Origin of the sequence: Enterobacter sp. JJBC (assembly GCF_036936505.1) — a bacterium.
Lineage (GTDB): Bacteria > Pseudomonadota > Gammaproteobacteria > Enterobacterales > Enterobacteriaceae > Enterobacter > Enterobacter hormaechei_C.
In genome coordinates this window covers 1,001,321-1,021,292 of the sequence record NZ_CP136935.1, presented here as the reverse complement: position 1 = coordinate 1,021,292, position 19,972 = coordinate 1,001,321, and the positions used below count along the sequence as shown (strand labels likewise).

The window sequence follows — 19,972 nt, the reverse complement described above, 5'->3', positions numbered from 1 at the left end:
CACCCGCCACGCTATAAGAGGTAATGCATGAATCTTATCAGTATTTCCGCCTTTCAGGACAATTACATCTGGGTTTTAGTCGACGACGATTGCAGATGCATCATTGTTGATCCAGGCGAATCCGCACCGATCCTGCACGCGATAAAAGAAAACGGCTGGCAGCCTGAAGCGATCCTACTTACCCATCACCATCACGATCATGTCGGCGGTGTTCCCGATCTCCTTGCGCGCTATCCTCATCTTCCCGTCTACGGACCGGCAGAGACACAGGATAAGGGTACGACGCAAGTTGTCGAAGAAGGCGAAAGTATCCTCATCCTCGGGTGGGAGTTTTCCGTATTCGCTACGCCAGGTCACACTTCCGGTCATCTCTGTTTCTACAGCAAACCTTATCTTTTTTGTGGCGACACGCTGTTTTCTGGCGGCTGTGGAAGGCTGTTTGAAGGCACGCCAGAACAGATGTATCAATCTTTACAAAAAATTAATGCGCTTCCAGCCGACACCGTAATTTGTTGCGCACATGAGTATACATTAGGGAATATGAAGTTTGCTGCAAGCGTGCTGCCTGAGGATCGGGCGATTCAGGATTATTACCTGAAAGTGAAGGAGTTACGTGCAAAAAACCAAAAAACACTCCCCGTAATTCTGAAAAATGAACGACAAATTAATTTATTTTTAAGAACTGATGATGTTGATTTAATTAATAAAATTAATCAAGAAACAAATTTGTTACAACCTGAAGCGCGATTTGCATGGTTAAGGTCAAAGAAAGATAACTTCAGATAATTGCGGGTTGCCTTTTCAAAATTTCGCCGTTATCATCGCTCGTCTTTTAAGCAACTATTGACACACACATGAAGGCAAAAGCGATATTACTCGCCTCTGTCCTGCTTGTAGGTTGCCAGTCACAAAACGGCAGCAACGTACAACAGCACGCACAGAGCCTTTCTGCGGCTGGTCAAGGGGAAGCAGGGAAGTTTACGAGTCAGGCGCGATGGTTGGACGATGGGACATCCTTCGCGCAGGAACAAGACTTGTGGGCCTCTATTGGCGACGAGCTAAAGATGGGAATTCCGGAAAACAGCCGGATTCGCGAACAGAAACAGAACTATTTGAGAAATAAGAGCTATCTCCACGATGTAACATTACGGGCAGAGCCGTATATGTACTGGATAGCCGGGCAAGTTAAGAAACGTAACATGCCTATGGAACTGGTACTACTACCCATAGTGGAGAGCGCTTTTGACCCGCACGCGACGTCTGGCGCCAATGCAGCAGGCATCTGGCAGATCATTCCGAGCACAGGGCGAAATTATGGTTTAAAGCAGACCCGCAACTACGATGCGCGTCGTGATGTTGTCGCTTCAACGACAGCCGCTCTCGACATGATGCAACGTCTGAACAAGATGTTTGACGGCGACTGGTTATTGACTGTCGCGGCGTATAACAGTGGTGAAGGTCGTGTACTGAAGGCAATGAAAGCGAATAAAGCGCGTGGAAAATCCACAGACTTCTGGTCGCTCTCACTGCCACAGGAAACAAAGATTTACGTACCGAAAATGCTGGCACTGAGTGACATTCTCAAGAACAGCAAACGTTACGGTGTACAACTGCCAACACCAGACGAAAGTCGTGCACTGGCGCGTGTCCGCCTCAGCAGCCCGGTTGATATTCAACAGGTTGCCGATATGACGGGTATGTCGGTAAGTAAGCTTAAAACCTTTAATGCAGGTGTTAAAGGCTCCACGCTGGGTGCTAGTGGCCCACGCTATGTGATGGTTCCGCAGAAACATGCGGAACAGTTACGAGAGTCTTTAGCTTCGGGTGAAATCGCAGCCGTTCAGTCCACGCTGATCGCTGATACGTCGCCTGTAAGCAGCCGCAGCTATAAGGTGCGTTCAGGTGATACGCTTTCAGGTATTGCATCACGTCTTGGCGTGAATGCGAAAGATCTCCAGCAGTGGAATAATCTGCGCGGATCTGGTCTGAAAGTGGGTCAAACGCTGAACGTAGGTGCAGGTAGCAGCGCACAGCGTCTCGCTAAAAACAGCGATAGCATTACCTATCGCGTACGTAAAGGCGACTCGCTGTCCAGTATTGCTAAGCGTCACGGCGTAAACATCAAAGATGTGATGCGCTGGAACAACGATACTGACAACCTGCAACCTGGCGACCAGCTGACGTTGTTTGTGAAAAACAGCGCTACGCCAGATTCCTGATAGTACGTTCGCTTGTTAAAAAGGCACCGATTCCCCTCGGTGCCTTTTTTGTTTATCCTGCTTTTTGCGCTTCAGCCATAATGGTGTCGCTAGTAAACGAACCATCGTCATGCAGCTCAAAGTACGCCTTCACATCAGCAGAGGCGCTCTCCTGGTACAATCGGATCGCCTGAGTTAATGCCTCGGGGGTGCGCATCCGCGCAATCCATGACGCAAACTCCAGCGGCAAACGGTCGGTTATCAATGAGCGTGAAATCAAGCCGGCTTCGGTGATAAACGTAAGCCACTCTCCACTGGAGTAGTTTTGCACGTGCGAGGTATCACGCAGCGCTTCAACCGTCTGGAGCCAGATATTTCGTACCGGATGTCCGGGAGACATCACGTCCATGATGATGAAGATTCCGCCCGGTTTGAGTACGCGTTTCACTTCCCGTAATGCCTGCCCCACATCATGCCAGTGGTGTGCAGAGTAACGGCTAATCACAACCTCAAACGATGCATCCTCAAAGGGTAATGATTCAGCGTAGCCCTGGCGCGTCGTGACGTTATTCAGTCCTTTCGCTTTCGCCGCTTCAGCGACCACATCGAGCATCTGGCTCGATAAGTCATACGCCGTCACCTGAGCAACCTGCTCTGCGGCGGTAAAACTGGCATGCCCTGCCCCGCAGCCTAAGTCCAGCACGTGCGCGTCAGGAAACGCGGCGAGCCGCTCGCCGAGACGCACCAGGTCGCGGCCAGAGGCGTGCACGGCGCTGCTCAGGTAGGCACTTGCCTGCGAACCAAACTGTTTTTCGACGTTGTCATGATGGGAGTGTGTTGTTGTCATGTTGCTGTCCTTTTATGGGTTAAAAAATAAAGGGCAGCACCCGCACAGGCCTGCCCCACGGCAGACCTGACGCACCATTATTTATCAGGTTTGCCGGGACTGAATTCAACTAGTAGAGGATTATGATCGGAGGCGCGCGTCACCAGAACGGAGGCGTCGTGCACGCTTAAACCCCGATAGAAGACAAAATCGAGAGGACGACCAAACGCTTTCTTGCGCTGGTCATCGTTAAAACGAACTTCACGCAGCGACATTTCACGCGCGAAGCGGTACAACGCGTTCATACGCGGACGGCTCCAGGCATTGAAGTCCCCTGCCATAATGATCGGCCCACTGTGATGAGCAATCTGATCGCCAATGGGAAGTAACTGCTTACTGTACACATCAACACCGAGGCTGAAGTTCACCGCATGAATGTTTACCACCATCAGCAGACGGGTGTCGGGCAACGGATAGACTGTGACCAGCGCCGATTTTGCCAGACGCAGGATCGGCTCACGTTCACGCAGCGGGCAGCAATAGACCGGATGTGCGGCTGAAAGGGTCATCACCCCAGAAGGATGCTGTGGCAGAACAAAGGCAGGCACCTGATCGGCTGCAAGATAGTTTGTCGTTGCAAACCTGACCAGCTCAGGCGTGGTTTGCGCCTCCTGTAACAGAACCAGATGCGCATCTTTACCAAAATTTTGAAGTACGGATAACCACTCCGCACGCTGTTGTTTAAAGATGTTCCACACCAGTACGCGAATTTTTTCGTCACTGCTTAATGGCGTACCCGCTGGTAATGCCTGACCCAGGCTCGCAAACGACCCCGGAGGCAAGATCCTCTCCGCGGGCATTCCGGCAACATAACGCATGGCATAGGTATTTTTTCGCACTTTTGGAAACGGCCTCTGTAACATGAACCAGCCCGGAAAACGGACTGGTTCTAATGTTATAGGGATTTTAGGTCACACTTTCAACGCAATTACTGAGAAACCGCTTTCCAGTTTTGTAAGCAAGCACTTACTGATACTTACCCAAGCGCGACACGAGCGGGTTTATCAAGCCGTCCACTCAGACCAATAAGGAGGAAAGCGACAAGCACAATTACCGCACCAATCCATGGCGTTTGGGTTAATCCAACGTGTTCAACCGTCTGCCCGCCGATAACCGATCCGAGTGCGATGCCGATATTGAATGCGGCGATATTCAGGCCGGATGCGACATCCACCGCATTGGGCGTATAGCGTTCGGCTTTCTGTACAACATAGACCTGCAATCCCGGTACGTTACCAAACGCGAATATTCCCATAACCAACACGGTTACCAGCGCGGCGTATTGTATCGACGCGGTGAACTGGAAAATCATCAGCAGGACAACCAGCGCGGCGAAAATGAATTTCAGCGCCGGTACCGCACCATGCTTATCCGCAAGTTTGCCGCCCCAGATATTGCCGATTGCGACGGAGATACCGTAGCCCAGTAAAATCCAGCTCACTGCGCCCGGAGAAAAACCAGCCAGTTCCTGCATCATCGGTGCAAGGAAAGTGAACGCAGTGAACACACCTCCATAACCCAGAGCCGTAACGGCATAGATCAGCAGCAGGCGCGGGTGTGTGAGAACCTTAACCTGATCGCTCAGGCTGGCGCTCGCGCGCCCCGGAATACTGGAGGGTACCAGCAGCAGGCTGGCTACCAGAGCAATCACGCCCAACAGCGATACCGCGAGGAAGGTTTCTCGCCAGCCAAAATGTTGCCCAATAAACGTTCCTAACGGCACGCCGGTGACCAGCGCAACGGTTAAGCCGCCAAACATAATCGCAATGGCTGACGCCGCTTTCTCTTTTGGCACCAGGCTGGTTGCAATCGTGGAACCGATGGAGAAGAAGACACCGTGCGCGAGGCCAGTCAGCAAACGGGCGATGACCAGAGTGGTGTAGTCCGGAGCCTGCCACGCCAGAATATTGCCGGCGGTGAAGAGCACCATCAGGGCAACTAACAGTTTTTTACGCGCAAAGCGCCCAGTCAATGCGGTCAGCACAGGCGCCCCAACAGCGACGCCTAACGCGTAAATAGATACCAGCAGCCCGGCAGAAGGCAGCGAAATGGCGAGTTGTTCAGCAATGGTGGGAACAAGTCCTACAATAACAAATTCGGTCGTGCCAATTGCGAAGGCACTGATCGTCAGGGCAAGAAGCGCCAGTGGCATAAATACTCCGTCTCTTCAGGATTAAGATGACAGGCAGTATGCGCCAGTGTTTAAATAACAAAAATGGTTAGAATCTCAATAGAATTTTGCGGATGATGCAATAATGAAAGCCACATCGGAAGAACTGACTATCTTTGTTGCCGTTGTTGAAAGCGGCAGCTTCAGCCGTGCGGCCGAACAGCTCGGGCAGGCGAACTCCGCCATTAGCCGCTCGGTGAAAAAGCTGGAGATGAAGCTCGGAGTGAGTCTGCTTAATAGGACAACGCGGCAGCTCAGCCTGACGGAAGAAGGTGAACGTTATTTTCGACGCGTGCAGTCCGTTTTGCAGGAGATGGCGGCGGCAGAAACGGAAATAATGGAATCGCGCAGCACCCCGCGCGGATTGCTGCGCATCGATGCGGCTACGCCGGTCGTGCTTCATTTTTTGATGCCGCTGATTAAGCCCTTTCGTGAGCGCTACCCGGAGATGACCCTGTCTCTGGTCTCCTCGGAAACGTTTATCAATCTTATTGAGCGTAAAGTGGATGTGGCGATCCGCGCCGGAACCCTGACGGATTCAAGCTTACGCGCTCGCCCTCTGTTCACCAGCTATCGCAAAATTATCGCGTCACCGCAATATATTGCAGAGCATGGCAAACCGGAGACCGTTGAGGAGCTGAAGCAGCACCTGTGCCTGGGCTTTACGGAACCTGTCTCGCTGAACACCTGGCCCGTAGCCTGTCATGACGGACAACTTCATGAGATCACCTGCGGACTTTCGTCTAATAGCGGAGAAACGCTGAAACAGCTTTGTCTTGAAGGAAATGGGATCGCCTGTTTATCAGACTATATGATTGATAAGGAAATAGCTGCGGGTCAGCTTGTAGAACTGATGGCTGACAAACGCTTACCTGTAGAGATGCCTTTTAGCGCAGTGTATTACAGTGACAGAGCGGTAAGTACGCGCATACGCGCTTTTATCGACTTCCTTAGCGAACATATAAAAACAGCTCCCGGAGGAGCTGTGTGAGGGTTTAAAGGTACAGAGGGAGGGTTTTTATTAATCCCAGTCTGGTGCTAACCCTTCCGGGCTGACAAGACGATCGTTGCATTCCAGTGCAGCGATCGCGTTTTTATCTTCATCATCAAGCTGGAGATCCCGCGCTAACAGGTTACTTGCCAGGTTTTCACGTTTGGTTGAAGACGGGATCACGGCATAGCCCTCACCCATCGCCCATGCCAGGATCACCTGTGCGGCTGTCGCATTGTGTTTCTCAGCGATGCGCGCAATCACTTCATCTTTCAGCGCCTTACCATATGCCAGCGTCATGTACGAGGTGATGTGAATACTATGCTGTTTCGCCCAGTCCACGACTTTGCGGTTTTGCAGGTAAGGAGAGAGTTCAATCTGGTTAGTAGCAATATTCTCTTTACCCACTGCGGCGATGGCCCTTTCCATCAACGGGATGGTGAAGTTAGAGATGCCAATTTCACGCGTTAAGCCTTGCTCTTTTGCTTCCAGCAGCGCCTGCATAAACTCTTCCACAGAGACGGCATCATCAGGAGATGGCCAGTGGATCAGCGTCAGATCAACATAGTCAGTACGCAGCTTTTTCAGACTTTCCTTCAGGCTTGGGATCAGCTTGTCTTTGCTGAGATTCTCAATCCAGATTTTAGTGTTGACGAAAAGTTCGTCGCGCGGTACGCCACTCTCTTCGATGGCCTGGCCTACGGCAGCTTCGTTATCATAAATCTGCGCCGTATCAATAGCACGATAGCCCAACTCGAGTGCGGTTTTAACAGATGCAATAACAACATCGTCTTTCAGGCGAAAAGTGCCCAGACCCAGTGCAGGGATAGTCATATGATTCCTCAATCGTTATGTTCGTAAACTGAGGAAGATTATCGCTGTAGTTGTTATGACGAAAAAGATCGTAAAAAGCAGAGGATTTTTGCTAATTTCGCAACAATCAAACGACAGATAAGAAAAAAGCCCTGAGCTAACGCTCAGGGCTTTTAATAAGTGGCGGAACGGACGGGACTCGAACCCGCGACCCCCTGCGTGACAGGCAGGTATTCTAACCGACTGAACTACCGCTCCACCGAATACTTCTGTAACCACCGGATTCATGCACCGGCTTACTACTTAATTTGATGCCTGGCAGTTCCCTACTCTCACATGGGGAGACCCCACACTACCATCGGCGCTACGGCGTTTCACTTCTGAGTTCGGCATGGGGTCAGGTGGGACCACCGCGCTAAAGCCGCCAGGCAAATTCTGTTTAATCTGTATCAGGCTGAAAATCGTGTCTGTCTCTTCGCCAAAACACCTTCGGCGTTGTAAGGTTAAGCCTCACGGTTCATTAGTATCGGTTAGCTCAACGCATCGCTGCGCTTACACACCCGACCTATCAACGTCGTCGTCTTCAACGTTCCTTCAGGAGACTTAAAGTCTCAGGGAGAACTCATCTCGGGGCAAGTTTCGTGCTTAGATGCTTTCAGCACTTATCTCTTCCGCATTTAGCTACCGGGCAGTGCCATTGGCATGACAACCCGAACACCAGTGATGCGTCCACTCCGGTCCTCTCGTACTAGGAGCAGCCCCCCTCAATTCTCCAGCGCCCACGGCAGATAGGGACCGAACTGTCTCACGACGTTCTAAACCCAGCTCGCGTACCACTTTAAATGGCGAACAGCCATACCCTTGGGACCTACTTCAGCCCCAGGATGTGATGAGCCGACATCGAGGTGCCAAACACCGCCGTCGATATGAACTCTTGGGCGGTATCAGCCTGTTATCCCCGGAGTACCTTTTATCCGTTGAGCGATGGCCCTTCCATTCAGAACCACCGGATCACTATGACCTGCTTTCGCACCTGCTCGCGCCGTCACGCTCGCAGTCAAGCTGGCTTATGCCATTGCACTAACCTCCTGATGTCCGACCAGGATTAGCCAACCTTCGTGCTCCTCCGTTACTCTTTGGGAGGAGACCGCCCCAGTCAAACTACCCACCAGACACTGTCCGCAACCCGGATCACGGGTCTACGTTAGAACACCAGCCATTAAAGGGTGGTATTTCAAGGATGGCTCCACGCAGACTGGCGTCCACGCTTCAAAGCCTCCCACCTATCCTACACATCAAGGACCAGTGTTCAGTGTCAAGCTATAGTAAAGGTTCACGGGGTCTTTCCGTCTTGCCGCGGGTACACTGCATCTTCACAGCGAGTTCAATTTCACTGAGTCTCGGGTGGAGACAGCCTGGCCATCATTACGCCATTCGTGCAGGTCGGAACTTACCCGACAAGGAATTTCGCTACCTTAGGACCGTTATAGTTACGGCCGCCGTTTACCGGGGCTTCGATCAAGAGCTTCGCGTTGCCGCTGACCCCATCAATTAACCTTCCGGCACCGGGCAGGCGTCACACCGTATACGTCCACTTTCGTGTTTGCACAGTGCTGTGTTTTTAATAAACAGTTGCAGCCAGCTGGTATCTTCGACTGATTTCAGCTCCGTCCGCAGGGACTTCACCTACATATCAGCGTGCCTTCTCCCGAAGTTACGGCACCATTTTGCCTAGTTCCTTCACCCGAGTTCTCTCAAGCGCCTTGGTATTCTCTACCTGACCACCTGTGTCGGTTTGGGGTACGATTTCGTGTTACCTGATGCTTAGAGGCTTTTCCTGGAAGCAGGGCATTTATCACTTCAGCACCGTAGTGCCTCGTCATCACACCTCAGCGTTAACAAGGTACCGGATTTACCTGGAACCTCCGCCTACATGCTTAAACCGGGACAACCGTCGCCCGGCTGACATAGCCTTCTCCGTCCCCCCTTCGCAGTAACACCAAGTACAGGAATATTAACCTGTTTCCCATCGACTACGCCTTTCGGCCTCGCCTTAGGGGTCGACTCACCCTGCCCCGATTAACGTTGGACAGGAACCCTTGGTCTTCCGGCGAGCGGGCTTTTCACCCGCTTTATCGTTACTTATGTCAGCATTCGCACTTCTGATACCTCCAGCATGCCTCACAGCACACCTTCAACGGCTTACAGAACGCTCCCCTACCCAACAACGCATAAGCGTCGCTGCCGCAGCTTCGGTGCATGGTTTAGCCCCGTTACATCTTCCGCGCAGGCCGACTCGACCAGTGAGCTATTACGCTTTCTTTAAATGATGGCTGCTTCTAAGCCAACATCCTGGCTGTCTGTGCCTTCCCACATCGTTTCCCACTTAACCATGACTTTGGGACCTTAGCTGGCGGTCTGGGTTGTTTCCCTCTTCACGACGGACGTTAGCACCCGCCGTGTGTCTCCCGTGATAACATTCTTCGGTATTCGTAGTTTGCATCGGGTTGGTAAGCCGGGATGGCCCCCTAGCCGAAACAGTGCTCTACCCCCGAAGATGAGTTCACGAGGCGCTACCTAAATAGCTTTCGGGGAGAACCAGCTATCTCCCGGTTTGATTGGCCTTTCACCCCCAGCCACAGGTCATCCGCTAATTTTTCAACATTAGTCGGTTCGGTCCTCCAGTTAGTGTTACCCAACCTTCAACCTGCCCATGGCTAGATCACCGGGTTTCGGGTCTATACCCTGCAACTTAACGCCCAGTTAAGACTCGGTTTCCCTTCGGCTCCCCTATACGGTTAACCTTGCTACAGAATATAAGTCGCTGACCCATTATACAAAAGGTACGCAGTCACCCCATAAAGAGGCTCCCACTGCTTGTACGTACACGGTTTCAGGTTCTTTTTCACTCCCCTCGCCGGGGTTCTTTTCGCCTTTCCCTCACGGTACTGGTTCACTATCGGTCAGTCAGGAGTATTTAGCCTTGGAGGATGGTCCCCCCATATTCAGACAGGATACCACGTGTCCCGCCCTACTCTTCGAGTTCACAGCATGTGCATTTTCGTGTACGGGACTATCACCCTGTACCGTCGGACTTTCCAGACCGTTCCACTAACACACAAGCTGATTCAGACTCCGGGCTGCTCCCCGTTCGCTCGCCGCTACTGGGGGAATCTCGGTTGATTTCTTTTCCTCGGGGTACTTAGATGTTTCAGTTCCCCCGGTTCGCCTCGTTAACCTATGTATTCAGTTAACGATAGTGTGTCGGAACACACTGGGTTTCCCCATTCGGACATCGCCGGGTCAAGGGTTCATATCACCTCGCCGGCGCTTTTCGCAGATTAGCACGTCCTTCATCGCCTCTGACTGCCAGGGCATCCACCGTGTACGCTTAGTCGCTTAACCTCACAACCCGAAGATGTTTCACTTCTGATTGCGAAAATTTGAGAGACTCGAACACACATGAGCTGTGTGTCGTTTCAATTTTCAGCTTGATCCAGATTTTTAAAGAGCAAAACTTCGCAGTGCACCTTTTCAGGTTCACTCTGAAGTTTTCTTGTGTTCGCAGTAAAAGATGGTGGAGCTATGCGGGATCGAACCGCAGACCTCCTGCGTGCAAGGCAGGCGCTCTCCCAGCTGAGCTATAGCCCCATCGTAGTCACCTCTGTACCGGTAATTTTTGTTGAGGCAAGGCGTGGTGACACGAAGCATACTCAGGTATGTGAGTGTCGCCGCAACGCAGCATCAGCAAAAATTTGGTAGGCCTGAGTGGACTTGAACCACCGACCTCACCCTTATCAGGGGTGCGCTCTAACCACCTGAGCTACAAGCCTGTAGAGGTTTTTTACTGCTGTTTTTCATCAGACAATCTGTGTGAGCACTGCAAAGGCAGGTTCTTTAAGGTAAGGAGGTGATCCAACCGCAGGTTCCCCTACGGTTACCTTGTTACGACTTCACCCCAGTCATGAATCACAAAGTGGTAAGCGCCCTCCCGAAGGTTAAGCTACCTACTTCTTTTGCAACCCACTCCCATGGTGTGACGGGCGGTGTGTACAAGGCCCGGGAACGTATTCACCGTGGCATTCTGATCCACGATTACTAGCGATTCCGACTTCATGGAGTCGAGTTGCAGACTCCAATCCGGACTACGACGCACTTTATGAGGTCCGCTTGCTCTCGCGAGGTCGCTTCTCTTTGTATGCGCCATTGTAGCACGTGTGTAGCCCTACTCGTAAGGGCCATGATGACTTGACGTCATCCCCACCTTCCTCCAGTTTATCACTGGCAGTCTCCTTTGAGTTCCCGGCCTAACCGCTGGCAACAAAGGATAAGGGTTGCGCTCGTTGCGGGACTTAACCCAACATTTCACAACACGAGCTGACGACAGCCATGCAGCACCTGTCTCAGAGTTCCCGAAGGCACCAAAGCATCTCTGCTAAGTTCTCTGGATGTCAAGAGTAGGTAAGGTTCTTCGCGTTGCATCGAATTAAACCACATGCTCCACCGCTTGTGCGGGCCCCCGTCAATTCATTTGAGTTTTAACCTTGCGGCCGTACTCCCCAGGCGGTCGACTTAACGCGTTAGCTCCGGAAGCCACGCCTCAAGGGCACAACCTCCAAGTCGACATCGTTTACGGCGTGGACTACCAGGGTATCTAATCCTGTTTGCTCCCCACGCTTTCGCACCTGAGCGTCAGTCTTTGTCCAGGGGGCCGCCTTCGCCACCGGTATTCCTCCAGATCTCTACGCATTTCACCGCTACACCTGGAATTCTACCCCCCTCTACAAGACTCTAGCCTGCCAGTTTCGAATGCAGTTCCCAGGTTGAGCCCGGGGATTTCACATCCGACTTGACAGACCGCCTGCGTGCGCTTTACGCCCAGTAATTCCGATTAACGCTTGCACCCTCCGTATTACCGCGGCTGCTGGCACGGAGTTAGCCGGTGCTTCTTCTGCGGGTAACGTCAATCGACAAGGTTATTAACCTTATCGCCTTCCTCCCCGCTGAAAGTACTTTACAACCCGAAGGCCTTCTTCATACACGCGGCATGGCTGCATCAGGCTTGCGCCCATTGTGCAATATTCCCCACTGCTGCCTCCCGTAGGAGTCTGGACCGTGTCTCAGTTCCAGTGTGGCTGGTCATCCTCTCAGACCAGCTAGGGATCGTCGCCTAGGTGAGCCGTTACCCCACCTACTAGCTAATCCCATCTGGGCACATCCGATGGCAAGAGGCCCGAAGGTCCCCCTCTTTGGTCTTGCGACGTTATGCGGTATTAGCTACCGTTTCCAGTAGTTATCCCCCTCCATCAGGCAGTTTCCCAGACATTACTCACCCGTCCGCCACTCGTCAGCGAAGCAGCAAGCTGCTTCCTGTTACCGTTCGACTTGCATGTGTTAGGCCTGCCGCCAGCGTTCAATCTGAGCCATGATCAAACTCTTCAATTTAAAAGTTTGATGCTCAATGAATTAAACTTCGTAATGAATTACGTGTTCACTCGTTGAGACTTGGTATTCATTTTTCGTCCGAGGACGTTAAGAATCCATGTCACTTTGAGTGCCCACACAGATTGTCTGATAAATTGTTAAAGAGCAGTTGCGACGCGCTTCAGCGCTCTGTCGCGAGGTGGCGTATATTACGCTTTCCTCTTTCAGAGTCAACCCTGATTTTCAGGATTTTTTCTCTTCAACCGACCGGGTTGTTTGTGAAGTGATTCACATCCGCCGTGTCGATGGAGGCGCATTATAGGGAGCCGCCGAGGAATGACAAGCGGAAAAATGCATTTTTATTTCAACCGCTCACCTTTTCGCCAAAACGCCTATTTTTGGTGCTTTTTAATCTCTTTTGGCAGTTCTGCCAGACTAGTTATCACCCAGTCGGCTGCATTTTCTGCTTCTGGGGTGACCGGTTTACCGGTACGCACTAATACTTTGGTACCTACACCTGCCGCCGTTGCTGCCTGCATATCTTCCAGTTTATCGCCCACCATATAAGATGCGGCCATATCAATGTGCAGGAATTCCTGTGCAGAGATAAACATGCCCGGGTGTGGCTTACGGCAATCGCAGGTCTGACGATACGCCTCTACACTTCCCTGCGGGTGATGCGGACAATAATAGATGCCATCAAGATCGACGCCGCGATCGGCCAGAGACCAGTCCATCCATTCCGTCAGCGTCTCGAACTGCGCTTCGGTAAATTTACCCCGGGCGATACCGGACTGGTTAGTTACCACCACCAGCGCATAGCCCATCTCTTTCAACTGGCGCATGGCATCTATTACGCCCTCGATAAATTCGAACTCATCAATCTCATGGACGTAACCGTGATCCACATTAATAGTGCCGTCACGATCGAGAAAAATTGCGGGTACAGATTTTGCCACCGGTTTGCTCCTGAAAAAGGCTTGTTCAGCTAGTATCTCATGAATCGCAGCGCAATAAAGTGCTCATCGCAAAGAGGTGGATTGATTTAGACGTCTGGATGCCTTAACATCCATTTTGTTTACGGTCATTCCCCGTATCTGGCAGAAGAAAATGCCACGGCTAACTTACTTACGATAAAAATAATCTAATGATTAAACTTTCCAATATCACCAAAGTGTTCCAGCAGGGGAACCGAACCATTCAGGCGCTGAACAACGTCAGCCTGCATGTGCCTGCTGGTCAGATTTATGGCGTCATTGGCGCATCGGGTGCAGGTAAAAGTACGCTGATCCGTTGTGTTAACCTGCTTGAGCGCCCAACCCAGGGCAGCGTAGAAGTTGGCGGCCAGGAGCTTACCGCTCTCTCAGAAAAAGAACTCACCAAAGCGCGTCGCCAGATTGGCATGATTTTCCAGCACTTTAACCTGCTGGCCTCACGCACCGTTTTCGGTAACGTTGCGTTACCCCTGGAGCTGGATAACACACCAAAAGAAGAAATTACGCGTCGCGTCACCGAACTGCTCGATCTGGTTGGTCTGGGTGATAAACATGACAGCTACCCGGCAAATTTGTCCGGCGGGCAAAAACAGCGAGTAGCAATCGCTCGCGCGCTGGCAAGCAACCCAAAAGTGCTGCTGTGCGATGAAGCCACCAGCGCATTAGATCCGGCTACCACGCGCTCTATTCTGGAACTGTTAAAAGACATTAACCGTCGTCTGGGCCTGACTATCCTCCTTATTACGCATGAAATGGATGTAGTGAAACGTATCTGCGACTGTGTAGCAGTCATCAGCAACGGTGAGCTGATTGAGCAGGACACGGTGAGCGAAGTCTTCTCGCACCCGAAAACGCCGCTGGCTCAGCAGTTCATTCAGTCCACACTGCATCTTGATATTCCGGAAGATTATCTGGAACGACTGAAAACAGAAGCCGTTGCAGACAGCGTTCCAATGCTGCGCATGGAGTTTACGGGTCAGTCCGTTGACGCACCGCTGCTTTCCGAAACCGCGCGTCGCTTTAACGTTAATAACAACATTATTAGCGCGCAGATGGATTACGCCGGTGGCGTGAAGTTCGGCATTATGCTGACGGAAATGCACGGCACACAGGAAGAAACCCAGGCGGCAATTGCCTGGCTGCAAGAACATCACGTAAAAGTAGAGGTACTGGGTTATGTCTGAGCCGATGATGTGGCTACTGGTTCGCGGCGTTTGGGAAACGCTGGCAATGACCTTCGTATCGGGCTTCTTTGGTTTTGTGATTGGGCTGCCGGTCGGCGTGTTGCTGTACGTCACGCGCCCGGGTCAAATTATTGAAAACGCGAAGCTGTATCGCACGCTCTCTGCGCTGGTGAACATTTTCCGGTCTATTCCGTTCATTATTCTGCTGGTGTGGATGATTCCGTTTACTCGCGTGATCGTCGGGACGTCGATTGGTTTGCAGGCGGCAATTGTCCCGCTGACAGTAGGCGCGGCACCGTTTATCGCCCGTATGGTGGAAAACGCCCTGCTGGAAATCCCAACAGGCCTGATTGAAGCTTCCCGCGCGATGGGTGCAACACCAATGCAGATCGTTCGCAAAGTACTGCTGCCAGAGGCGCTGCCTGGGCTGGTGAACGCAGCAACCATCACGCTTATCACCCTGGTCGGTTATTCCGCAATGGGCGGCGCCGTAGGTGCTGGCGGTTTAGGCCAGATTGGATATCAGTACGGCTATATTGGCTATAACGCTACCGTAATGAATACCGTTCTGGTATTGCTGGTTGTGCTGGTTTACTTAATTCAATTCTCTGGCGATCGTATCGTCCGGGCTGTTACGCATAAATAACGTTACAAACAACACAAACTCGACGAGTTAAGGATATAACATGGCGTTTAAATTTAAGACCTTCGCAGCAGTAGGCGCACTGATTGGCTCGCTGGCACTGGTGGGTTGCGGTCAGGACGAAAAAGATCCAAACCACATCAAAGTAGGCGTTATCGTCGGTGCAGAACAGCAGGTTGCTGAGGCCGCGCAGAAAATCGCTAAAGAGAAATATGGCCTGGACGTTGAACTGGTGACCTTCAACGATTACGTTCTGCCGAACGAAGCGCTGAGCAAAGGCGACATTGACGCTAACGCCTTCCAGCATAAACCGTACCTGGATCAGCAGATCAAAGATCGCGGCTACAAACTGGTTGCTGTCGGTAACACCTTCGTTTACCCGATTGCCGGCTACTCCAAGAAAATTAAATCTCTGGATGAACTCCAGCCGGGTTCACAGGTTGCCGTCCCTAACGACCCAACCAACCTTGGCCGTTCCCTGCTTCTGCTACAGAAAGTGGGCCTGATTAAACTGAAAGAAGGCGTTGGCCTGTTACCGACCGTTCTGGACGTAACCGAAAACCCGAAAAATCTGAAAATTGTTGAGCTGGAAGCACCACAGCTGCCACGTTCTCTGGACGATGCGCAGATCGCCCTGGCCGTGATCAACACCACTTACGCCAGCCAGATCGGCCTGACCCCAGCGAAAGATGGCATCTTCGTTGAAGATAAAGATTCCCCGTACGTCAACCTGATCGTGACTCGCGAAGACAACAAAGACGCGGAGAATGTGAAGAAATTCATACAGGCATATCAGTCTGAAGAAGTGTACCAGGAAGCCAATAAGGTGTTTAACGGCGGCGCGGTTAAAGGCTGGTAATCTCCCGGCAGTGTAATATCATCAAGACGGGCATTTGCCCGTCTTGTCATTTGTGCGGTCAACTGCTTCAATATCTGACGTTTTGATTATCCACTGAGGAATTATTATGCGTGCTTTACCGATCTGTCTTTTAGCACTGATGCTGAGCGGCTGTTCTATGCTAAGCAGATCTCCTGTTGAACCTGTTCAAAGCACTGCAACCCCGCCAAAAGCGGAGCCAGCAAAACCGAAAGCGCCTCGCGCTGCGCCGGTACGTATTATTACCAAAGCCGACGAGCTGGTCGGTAAGCCATTCCGTGAACTGGGCGAAGTGAGCGGCGAATCCTGCCAGGCAACGAATCAGGACTCTCCACCCAATATTCCGACAGCCCGCAAGCGTATGCAAATCAACGCGTCGAAAATGAAAGCCAACGCGGTGTTGCTGCACAGCTGTGAAGTCACCAGCGGCACACCAGGTTGCTATCGTCAGGCGGTATGTATCGGTTCTGCGCTTAACATTACGGCGAAATGAGTTCATTTCAGTTCGAGCAGATAGGCGTTATCCGCTCCCCTTATAAAGAAAAGTTCGCCGTGCCGCGTCAGCCGGGTCTGGTCATTCACGGCGGCGGCGAGCTTCATCTTGTCGCGCCGTATAACCAGGCCGATGCAGTGCGCGGGCTTGAGGCGTTCAGCCATTTATGGGTGGTCTTTGTGTTTCACCAGACCATGGAAGGCGGCTGGCGTCCCACTGTGCGTCCTCCTCGTCTGGGCGGAAATGCCAGAATGGGGGTCTTTGCCACCCGCTCAACCTTTCGTCCCAACCCCATCGGAATGTCGCTGGTCGAGCTGAAAGGCATACGTTGTCAGAAAGATCAGGTGATCCTGGAGTTAGGTAGCCTTGACCTGGTTGATGGCACACCGGTCATAGATATTAAGCCTTACCTGCCCTTCGCCGAAGCGCTGCCGGATGCCCGGGCAAGCTATGCTCAGGACGCACCGCAGGCAGATATGCCGGTTCACTTCACGTCTGAAATAACGACGCAAATCAGCGAGCTGGAAAAGCGTTATCCACGTCTGCGTGACTTTATCGTTGAAGTGCTGGCGCAGGACCCCCGTCCCGCCTACCGCAAAGAAGAGGAAGCCGGGAAAACGTACGCCGTCTGGCTGCTGGACTTTAACGTGCGCTGGCGCGTGACTGCGGCGGGTTTTGAAGTGTTTGCCCTGGAACCCAGGTAATTTTGTTCTCCTCTCTTTTGGCATCTTTGCCACACTGGTAAACTAAACCACTTTTTTTGTGTCAGGCTGGTGTTTCAGCCTGTTCCAATCGTCGAAATGGAACCGTAACAACATGCGTACTAGCCAATATCTGCTCTCCACTCTGAAGGAGACACCTGCCGACGCCGAGGTGATCAGCCACCAGCTGATGCTGCGCGCCGGGATGATCCGCAAGCTGGCCTCCGGGTTATACACCTGGCTGCCGACCGGCGTGCGCGTCCTGAAAAAAGTCGAAAACATCGTGCGTGAAGAGATGAACAACGCCGGTGCTATCGAGGTGTTAATGCCGGTCGTTCAGCCCTCTGAACTGTGGCAGGAGAGCGGTCGCTGGGAGCAGTACGGTCCTGAACTGCTGCGTATTGCCGATCGTGGCGATCGTCCATTCGTCCTCGGCCCAACGCATGAAGAAGTGATCACCGATCTGATCCGTAACGAGCTGAGCTCTTACAAACAGCTGCCGCTGAACTTCTTCCAGATCCAGACCAAGTTCCGTGACGAAGTGCGTCCACGCTTTGGCGTCATGCGTTCTCGCGAGTTCCTGATGAAAGATGCTTACTCTTTCCATACTTCTCAGGAATCGCTGCAAGAGACCTACGACAAAATGTACGCGGCCTACAGTAAAATCTTCTCCCGCATGGGGCTGGATTTCCGTGCTGTACAGGCTGATACCGGTTCAATCGGCGGTAGCGCCTCCCATGAATTCCAGGTTCTGGCGCAGAGCGGCGAAGACGATGTGATCTTCTCTGACTCCTCTGATTACGCCGCGAACATCGAATTTGCAGAAGCGCTGGCACCAAAAGAACCACGCGGCGCGGCAACGCAAGAGATGACGCTGGTTGATACGCCAAACGCGAAAACCATCGCCGAGCTGGTTGAGCAGTTTACTCTGCCGATCGAAAAAACCGTGAAAACCCTGCTGGTGAAATCGGCTGAAGGTAGCGCTTATCCACTGGTTGCCCTGCTGGTACGAGGCGATCACGAGCTGAACGAAGTGAAAGCCGAGAAGCTACCGCAGGTTGCCAGCCCGCTGACCTTCGCAACGGAAGCGGAGATCCGCGCCGTGGTGAATGCAGGTCCTGGTTCTCTGGGCCCGGTGAACATGCCTGTTCCGGTGGTCATTGACCGCACCGTTGCGGCGATGAGCGACTTCGCTGCGGGCGCAAACATCGACGGTAAACACTACTTCGGCATCAACTGGGATCGGGACGTGGCGACGCCGGAAGTGGCTGACATCCGTAACGTGGTCGCAGGCGATCCAAGCCCGGACGGCAAGGGTACCCTGATGATCAAACGCGGTATCGAAGTAGGCCACATCTTCCAGCTGGGCGATAAGTACTCACGCGCAATGAACGCTGCCGTTCAGGGCGAAGATGGTCGTAACCAGGTTCTGACCATGGGCTGCTACGGCATTGGCGTAACGCGCGTTGTTGCTGCCGCTATCGAGCAGAACTATGACGAACGCGGAATCGTCTGGCCGGATAACATCGCGCCGTTCCAGGTAGCGATCCTGCCAATGAACATGCACAAGTCTTACCGCGTGCAGGAGCTGGCTGAGAAACTCTACGCTGAGCTGAGCGCGAAAGGTATCGACGTGCTGATGGATGACCGTAAAGAGCGTCCTGGCGTGATGTTTGCTGACATGGAACTGATCGGTATTCCACATACCATCGTCATTGGCGACCGTAACCTCGACAGTGACGAGATTGAATACAAGTACCGTCGCAACGGCGAAAAACAGATGATCAAGACGGGCGATATTCTTGATTACCTGGTGAAAGCCATCAAAGGTTAAGAAACAAAAAACCCCGCCAGTGCGGGGTTTTTTAATGGCTATATCTTATTTGCTTTCGCAGTCTTTCCCCGCAGCAAACTTCGCGTCTTTATCAGCCACCAGCGTTTTCACCAGCTCGCCGCTATCCGGGTTTGGCTCCAGCGTAAAATGCCCTTCAACCGTCAGCAACACTGGCTTACTGTCGTTGCCGCGCGCGACGGCATAGTCTCGCTCCAGCTGGGCATTGTTCGCCACGCTGACTTTCTTCCCGGTTGCACAGTCAGTGAAGATCGCCGCATCCGCCATGTAGAAATACATTCCTCGCATCGCCATTGGGGTGGCTGGCAGGGTCGCTTTCACCGGGGCCAACGTGTAGTTGAACTGGGATTCAATCGGATTGCCTTCGCGATCGAGCATCTCCATCCCCTCGCCTTTGGCGCGGAAGAAGGTTTTATCGCCCGTGGTATCCGTCAATACCAGCTTCTCAGCCGTACGCGCCCATGTTCCGTAAGATGCAAAAGAAGACGGTTCTTTCGCCCCCTGGTAACGCTGGTTCATGACCCAGGTGCCATCTTTTTGCAGGAACAGAGAGGTTTCGATGCCCTCGCAATCTGCACACGGTAATACGCCGCGCCAGCTTTGCTGCATCGGCTTTAATTCTTCATTTTGCGTTGGCTGTAGTACCTGCGTTTCCGAACGGTTATTACAGCCAAAAAGCGCAAACAGGCTTGTCACGGCCAGCGCTGATAATAATGCTTTTTTCACAATACTTTCCTTATGAAAA

15 protein-coding genes, 3 tRNA genes and 3 rRNA genes are annotated in these 19,972 nt (G+C 52.3%); 9 read left to right on the top strand and 12 right to left on the bottom strand.

The features are described 5' to 3' along the window. The first annotated feature begins 27 nt into the window (after window positions 1–27). The gene (gene gloB / locus RY075_RS04870; RefSeq protein WP_338628233.1) at window positions 28–786 is read left to right on the top strand and encodes a hydroxyacylglutathione hydrolase; all 759 of its coding nucleotides are present in this window, start codon (window positions 28–30) and stop codon (window positions 784–786) included. A gap of 68 nt (window positions 787–854) precedes the next feature. Then, window positions 855–2,219 (top strand): murein transglycosylase D, encoded by a 1,365-nt coding sequence (gene mltD / locus RY075_RS04865; RefSeq protein ID WP_232961619.1) that lies wholly within the window; start codon window positions 855–857, stop codon window positions 2,217–2,219. A gap of 52 nt (window positions 2,220–2,271) precedes the next feature. Here mltD and RY075_RS04860 read toward each other — a convergent pair whose 3' ends face one another. The 3 genes from RY075_RS04860 to RY075_RS04850 form a co-directional block, all read right to left on the bottom strand. Continuing rightward, window positions 2,272–3,045 carry a class I SAM-dependent methyltransferase gene (locus RY075_RS04860; RefSeq protein WP_003863245.1) on the bottom strand — a complete coding sequence of 258 codons (774 nt, stop codon included), beginning with the start codon at window positions 3,043–3,045 and terminating at the stop codon, window positions 2,272–2,274. Between the two features lie 77 nt (window positions 3,046–3,122). Next, entirely contained in the window at window positions 3,123–3,923 is an 801-nt protein-coding gene (locus tag RY075_RS04855) for an endonuclease/exonuclease/phosphatase family protein (protein ID WP_003863247.1), read from the bottom strand. Between the two features lie 137 nt (window positions 3,924–4,060). Then, window positions 4,061–5,236, bottom strand: coding sequence for an MFS transporter (locus RY075_RS04850; protein WP_003863248.1), 1,176 nt, complete (start codon window positions 5,234–5,236; stop codon window positions 4,061–4,063). Between the two features lie 103 nt (window positions 5,237–5,339). Between RY075_RS04850 and yafC the strand changes: the two genes are divergently transcribed. Then, on the top strand, window positions 5,340–6,245 hold the full coding sequence (yafC, locus tag RY075_RS04845) for a DNA-binding transcriptional regulator YafC (protein ID WP_015571393.1): 906 nt from the start codon (window positions 5,340–5,342) through the stop codon (window positions 6,243–6,245). A 30-nt stretch (window positions 6,246–6,275) separates the two neighbouring features. Here yafC and dkgB read toward each other — a convergent pair whose 3' ends face one another. From dkgB to gmhB, 8 genes are all read right to left on the bottom strand, one after another. Beyond that, window positions 6,276–7,079 (bottom strand): 2,5-didehydrogluconate reductase DkgB, encoded by an 804-nt coding sequence (gene dkgB / locus RY075_RS04840; RefSeq protein WP_338628229.1) that lies wholly within the window; start codon window positions 7,077–7,079, stop codon window positions 6,276–6,278. A 160-nt stretch (window positions 7,080–7,239) separates the two neighbouring features. Then, a tRNA-Asp gene (locus RY075_RS04835) sits at window positions 7,240–7,316 on the bottom strand. A gap of 55 nt (window positions 7,317–7,371) precedes the next feature. Beyond that, window positions 7,372–7,487: ribosomal RNA gene (gene rrf / locus RY075_RS04830) — 5S ribosomal RNA — on the bottom strand. Window positions 7,488–7,557: 70 nt separating this feature from the next. Then, a 23S ribosomal RNA gene (locus RY075_RS04825) occupies window positions 7,558–10,463 on the bottom strand. Between the two features lie 170 nt (window positions 10,464–10,633). Then, window positions 10,634–10,709: transfer RNA gene (locus tag RY075_RS04820), tRNA-Ala, on the bottom strand. A gap of 105 nt (window positions 10,710–10,814) precedes the next feature. After that, window positions 10,815–10,891, bottom strand: a tRNA-Ile gene (locus RY075_RS04815). A 70-nt stretch (window positions 10,892–10,961) separates the two neighbouring features. Beyond that, a 16S ribosomal RNA gene (locus tag RY075_RS04810) occupies window positions 10,962–12,503 on the bottom strand. The 16S, 23S and 5S rRNA genes sit together here with 3 tRNA genes alongside, the layout of an rRNA operon. Before the next feature lie 371 nt (window positions 12,504–12,874). After that, window positions 12,875–13,441, bottom strand: a complete 567-nt coding sequence (gmhB, locus tag RY075_RS04805; protein WP_003856122.1) for a D-glycero-beta-D-manno-heptose 1,7-bisphosphate 7-phosphatase — start codon at window positions 13,439–13,441, stop codon at window positions 12,875–12,877. A 188-nt stretch (window positions 13,442–13,629) separates the two neighbouring features. Here gmhB and metN point away from each other — a divergent pair, with 188 nt between their 5' ends. The 6 genes from metN to proS all read left to right on the top strand — a co-directional run bounded on the left by metN (window position 13,630) and on the right by proS (window position 19,209). Then, a complete protein-coding gene (gene metN, locus RY075_RS04800) occupies window positions 13,630–14,661 on the top strand; it encodes a methionine ABC transporter ATP-binding protein MetN (protein ID WP_003856124.1) in 1,032 nt (343 codons plus the stop codon). Next, window positions 14,654–15,307 carry a methionine ABC transporter permease MetI gene (locus RY075_RS04795; RefSeq protein WP_003856130.1) on the top strand — a complete coding sequence of 218 codons (654 nt, stop codon included), beginning with the start codon at window positions 14,654–14,656 and terminating at the stop codon, window positions 15,305–15,307. Before metN ends, RY075_RS04795 begins: the two co-directional genes overlap by 8 nt. A gap of 40 nt (window positions 15,308–15,347) precedes the next feature. Continuing rightward, entirely contained in the window at window positions 15,348–16,163 is an 816-nt protein-coding gene (gene metQ, locus RY075_RS04790; protein WP_003856132.1) for a methionine ABC transporter substrate-binding lipoprotein MetQ, read from the top strand. Between the two features lie 106 nt (window positions 16,164–16,269). Further along, window positions 16,270–16,674: an Rcs stress response system protein RcsF gene (gene rcsF / locus RY075_RS04785; protein WP_003856133.1), complete on the top strand. Its 405-nt coding sequence runs from the start codon at window positions 16,270–16,272 to the stop codon at window positions 16,672–16,674. Further along, entirely contained in the window at window positions 16,671–17,378 is a 708-nt protein-coding gene (tsaA, locus tag RY075_RS04780) for a tRNA (N6-threonylcarbamoyladenosine(37)-N6)-methyltransferase TrmO (RefSeq protein ID WP_032661668.1), read from the top strand. The genes rcsF and tsaA overlap by 4 nt, the downstream gene beginning before the upstream one ends. Window positions 17,379–17,490: 112 nt before the next feature. Next, a complete protein-coding gene (gene proS, locus RY075_RS04775; protein WP_003856138.1) occupies window positions 17,491–19,209 on the top strand; it encodes a proline--tRNA ligase in 1,719 nt (572 codons plus the stop codon). A gap of 45 nt (window positions 19,210–19,254) precedes the next feature. Here proS and nlpE read toward each other — a convergent pair whose 3' ends face one another. Then, the gene (gene nlpE / locus RY075_RS04770; RefSeq protein ID WP_017383734.1) at window positions 19,255–19,953 is read right to left on the bottom strand and encodes an envelope stress response activation lipoprotein NlpE; all 699 of its coding nucleotides are present in this window, start codon (window positions 19,951–19,953) and stop codon (window positions 19,255–19,257) included. Window positions 19,954–19,972 lie beyond the last annotated feature (19 nt).

What these genes read in the sequence shown, in the direction of transcription:
- gloB (WP_338628233.1), top strand. Translation starts at nt 28, where the DNA reads ATGAATCTTATCAGTATTTCCGCCTTTCAGGACAATTACATCTGGGTT.
- mltD (WP_232961619.1), top strand. Translation starts at nt 855, where the DNA reads ATGAAGGCAAAAGCGATATTACTCGCCTCTGTCCTGCTTGTAGGTTGC.
- RY075_RS04860 (WP_003863245.1), bottom strand. Translation starts at nt 3,045, where the DNA reads ATGACAACAACACACTCCCATCATGACAACGTCGAAAAACAGTTTGGT.
- RY075_RS04850 (WP_003863248.1), bottom strand. Translation starts at nt 5,236, where the DNA reads ATGCCACTGGCGCTTCTTGCCCTGACGATCAGTGCCTTCGCAATTGGC.
- yafC (WP_015571393.1), top strand. Translation starts at nt 5,340, where the DNA reads ATGAAAGCCACATCGGAAGAACTGACTATCTTTGTTGCCGTTGTTGAA.
- dkgB (WP_338628229.1), bottom strand. Translation starts at nt 7,079, where the DNA reads ATGACTATCCCTGCACTGGGTCTGGGCACTTTTCGCCTGAAAGACGAT.
- metN (WP_003856124.1), top strand. Translation starts at nt 13,630, where the DNA reads ATGATTAAACTTTCCAATATCACCAAAGTGTTCCAGCAGGGGAACCGA.
- RY075_RS04795 (WP_003856130.1), top strand. Translation starts at nt 14,654, where the DNA reads ATGTCTGAGCCGATGATGTGGCTACTGGTTCGCGGCGTTTGGGAAACG.
- metQ (WP_003856132.1), top strand. Translation starts at nt 15,348, where the DNA reads ATGGCGTTTAAATTTAAGACCTTCGCAGCAGTAGGCGCACTGATTGGC.
- rcsF (WP_003856133.1), top strand. Translation starts at nt 16,270, where the DNA reads ATGCGTGCTTTACCGATCTGTCTTTTAGCACTGATGCTGAGCGGCTGT.
- tsaA (WP_032661668.1), top strand. Translation starts at nt 16,671, where the DNA reads ATGAGTTCATTTCAGTTCGAGCAGATAGGCGTTATCCGCTCCCCTTAT.
- proS (WP_003856138.1), top strand. Translation starts at nt 17,491, where the DNA reads ATGCGTACTAGCCAATATCTGCTCTCCACTCTGAAGGAGACACCTGCC.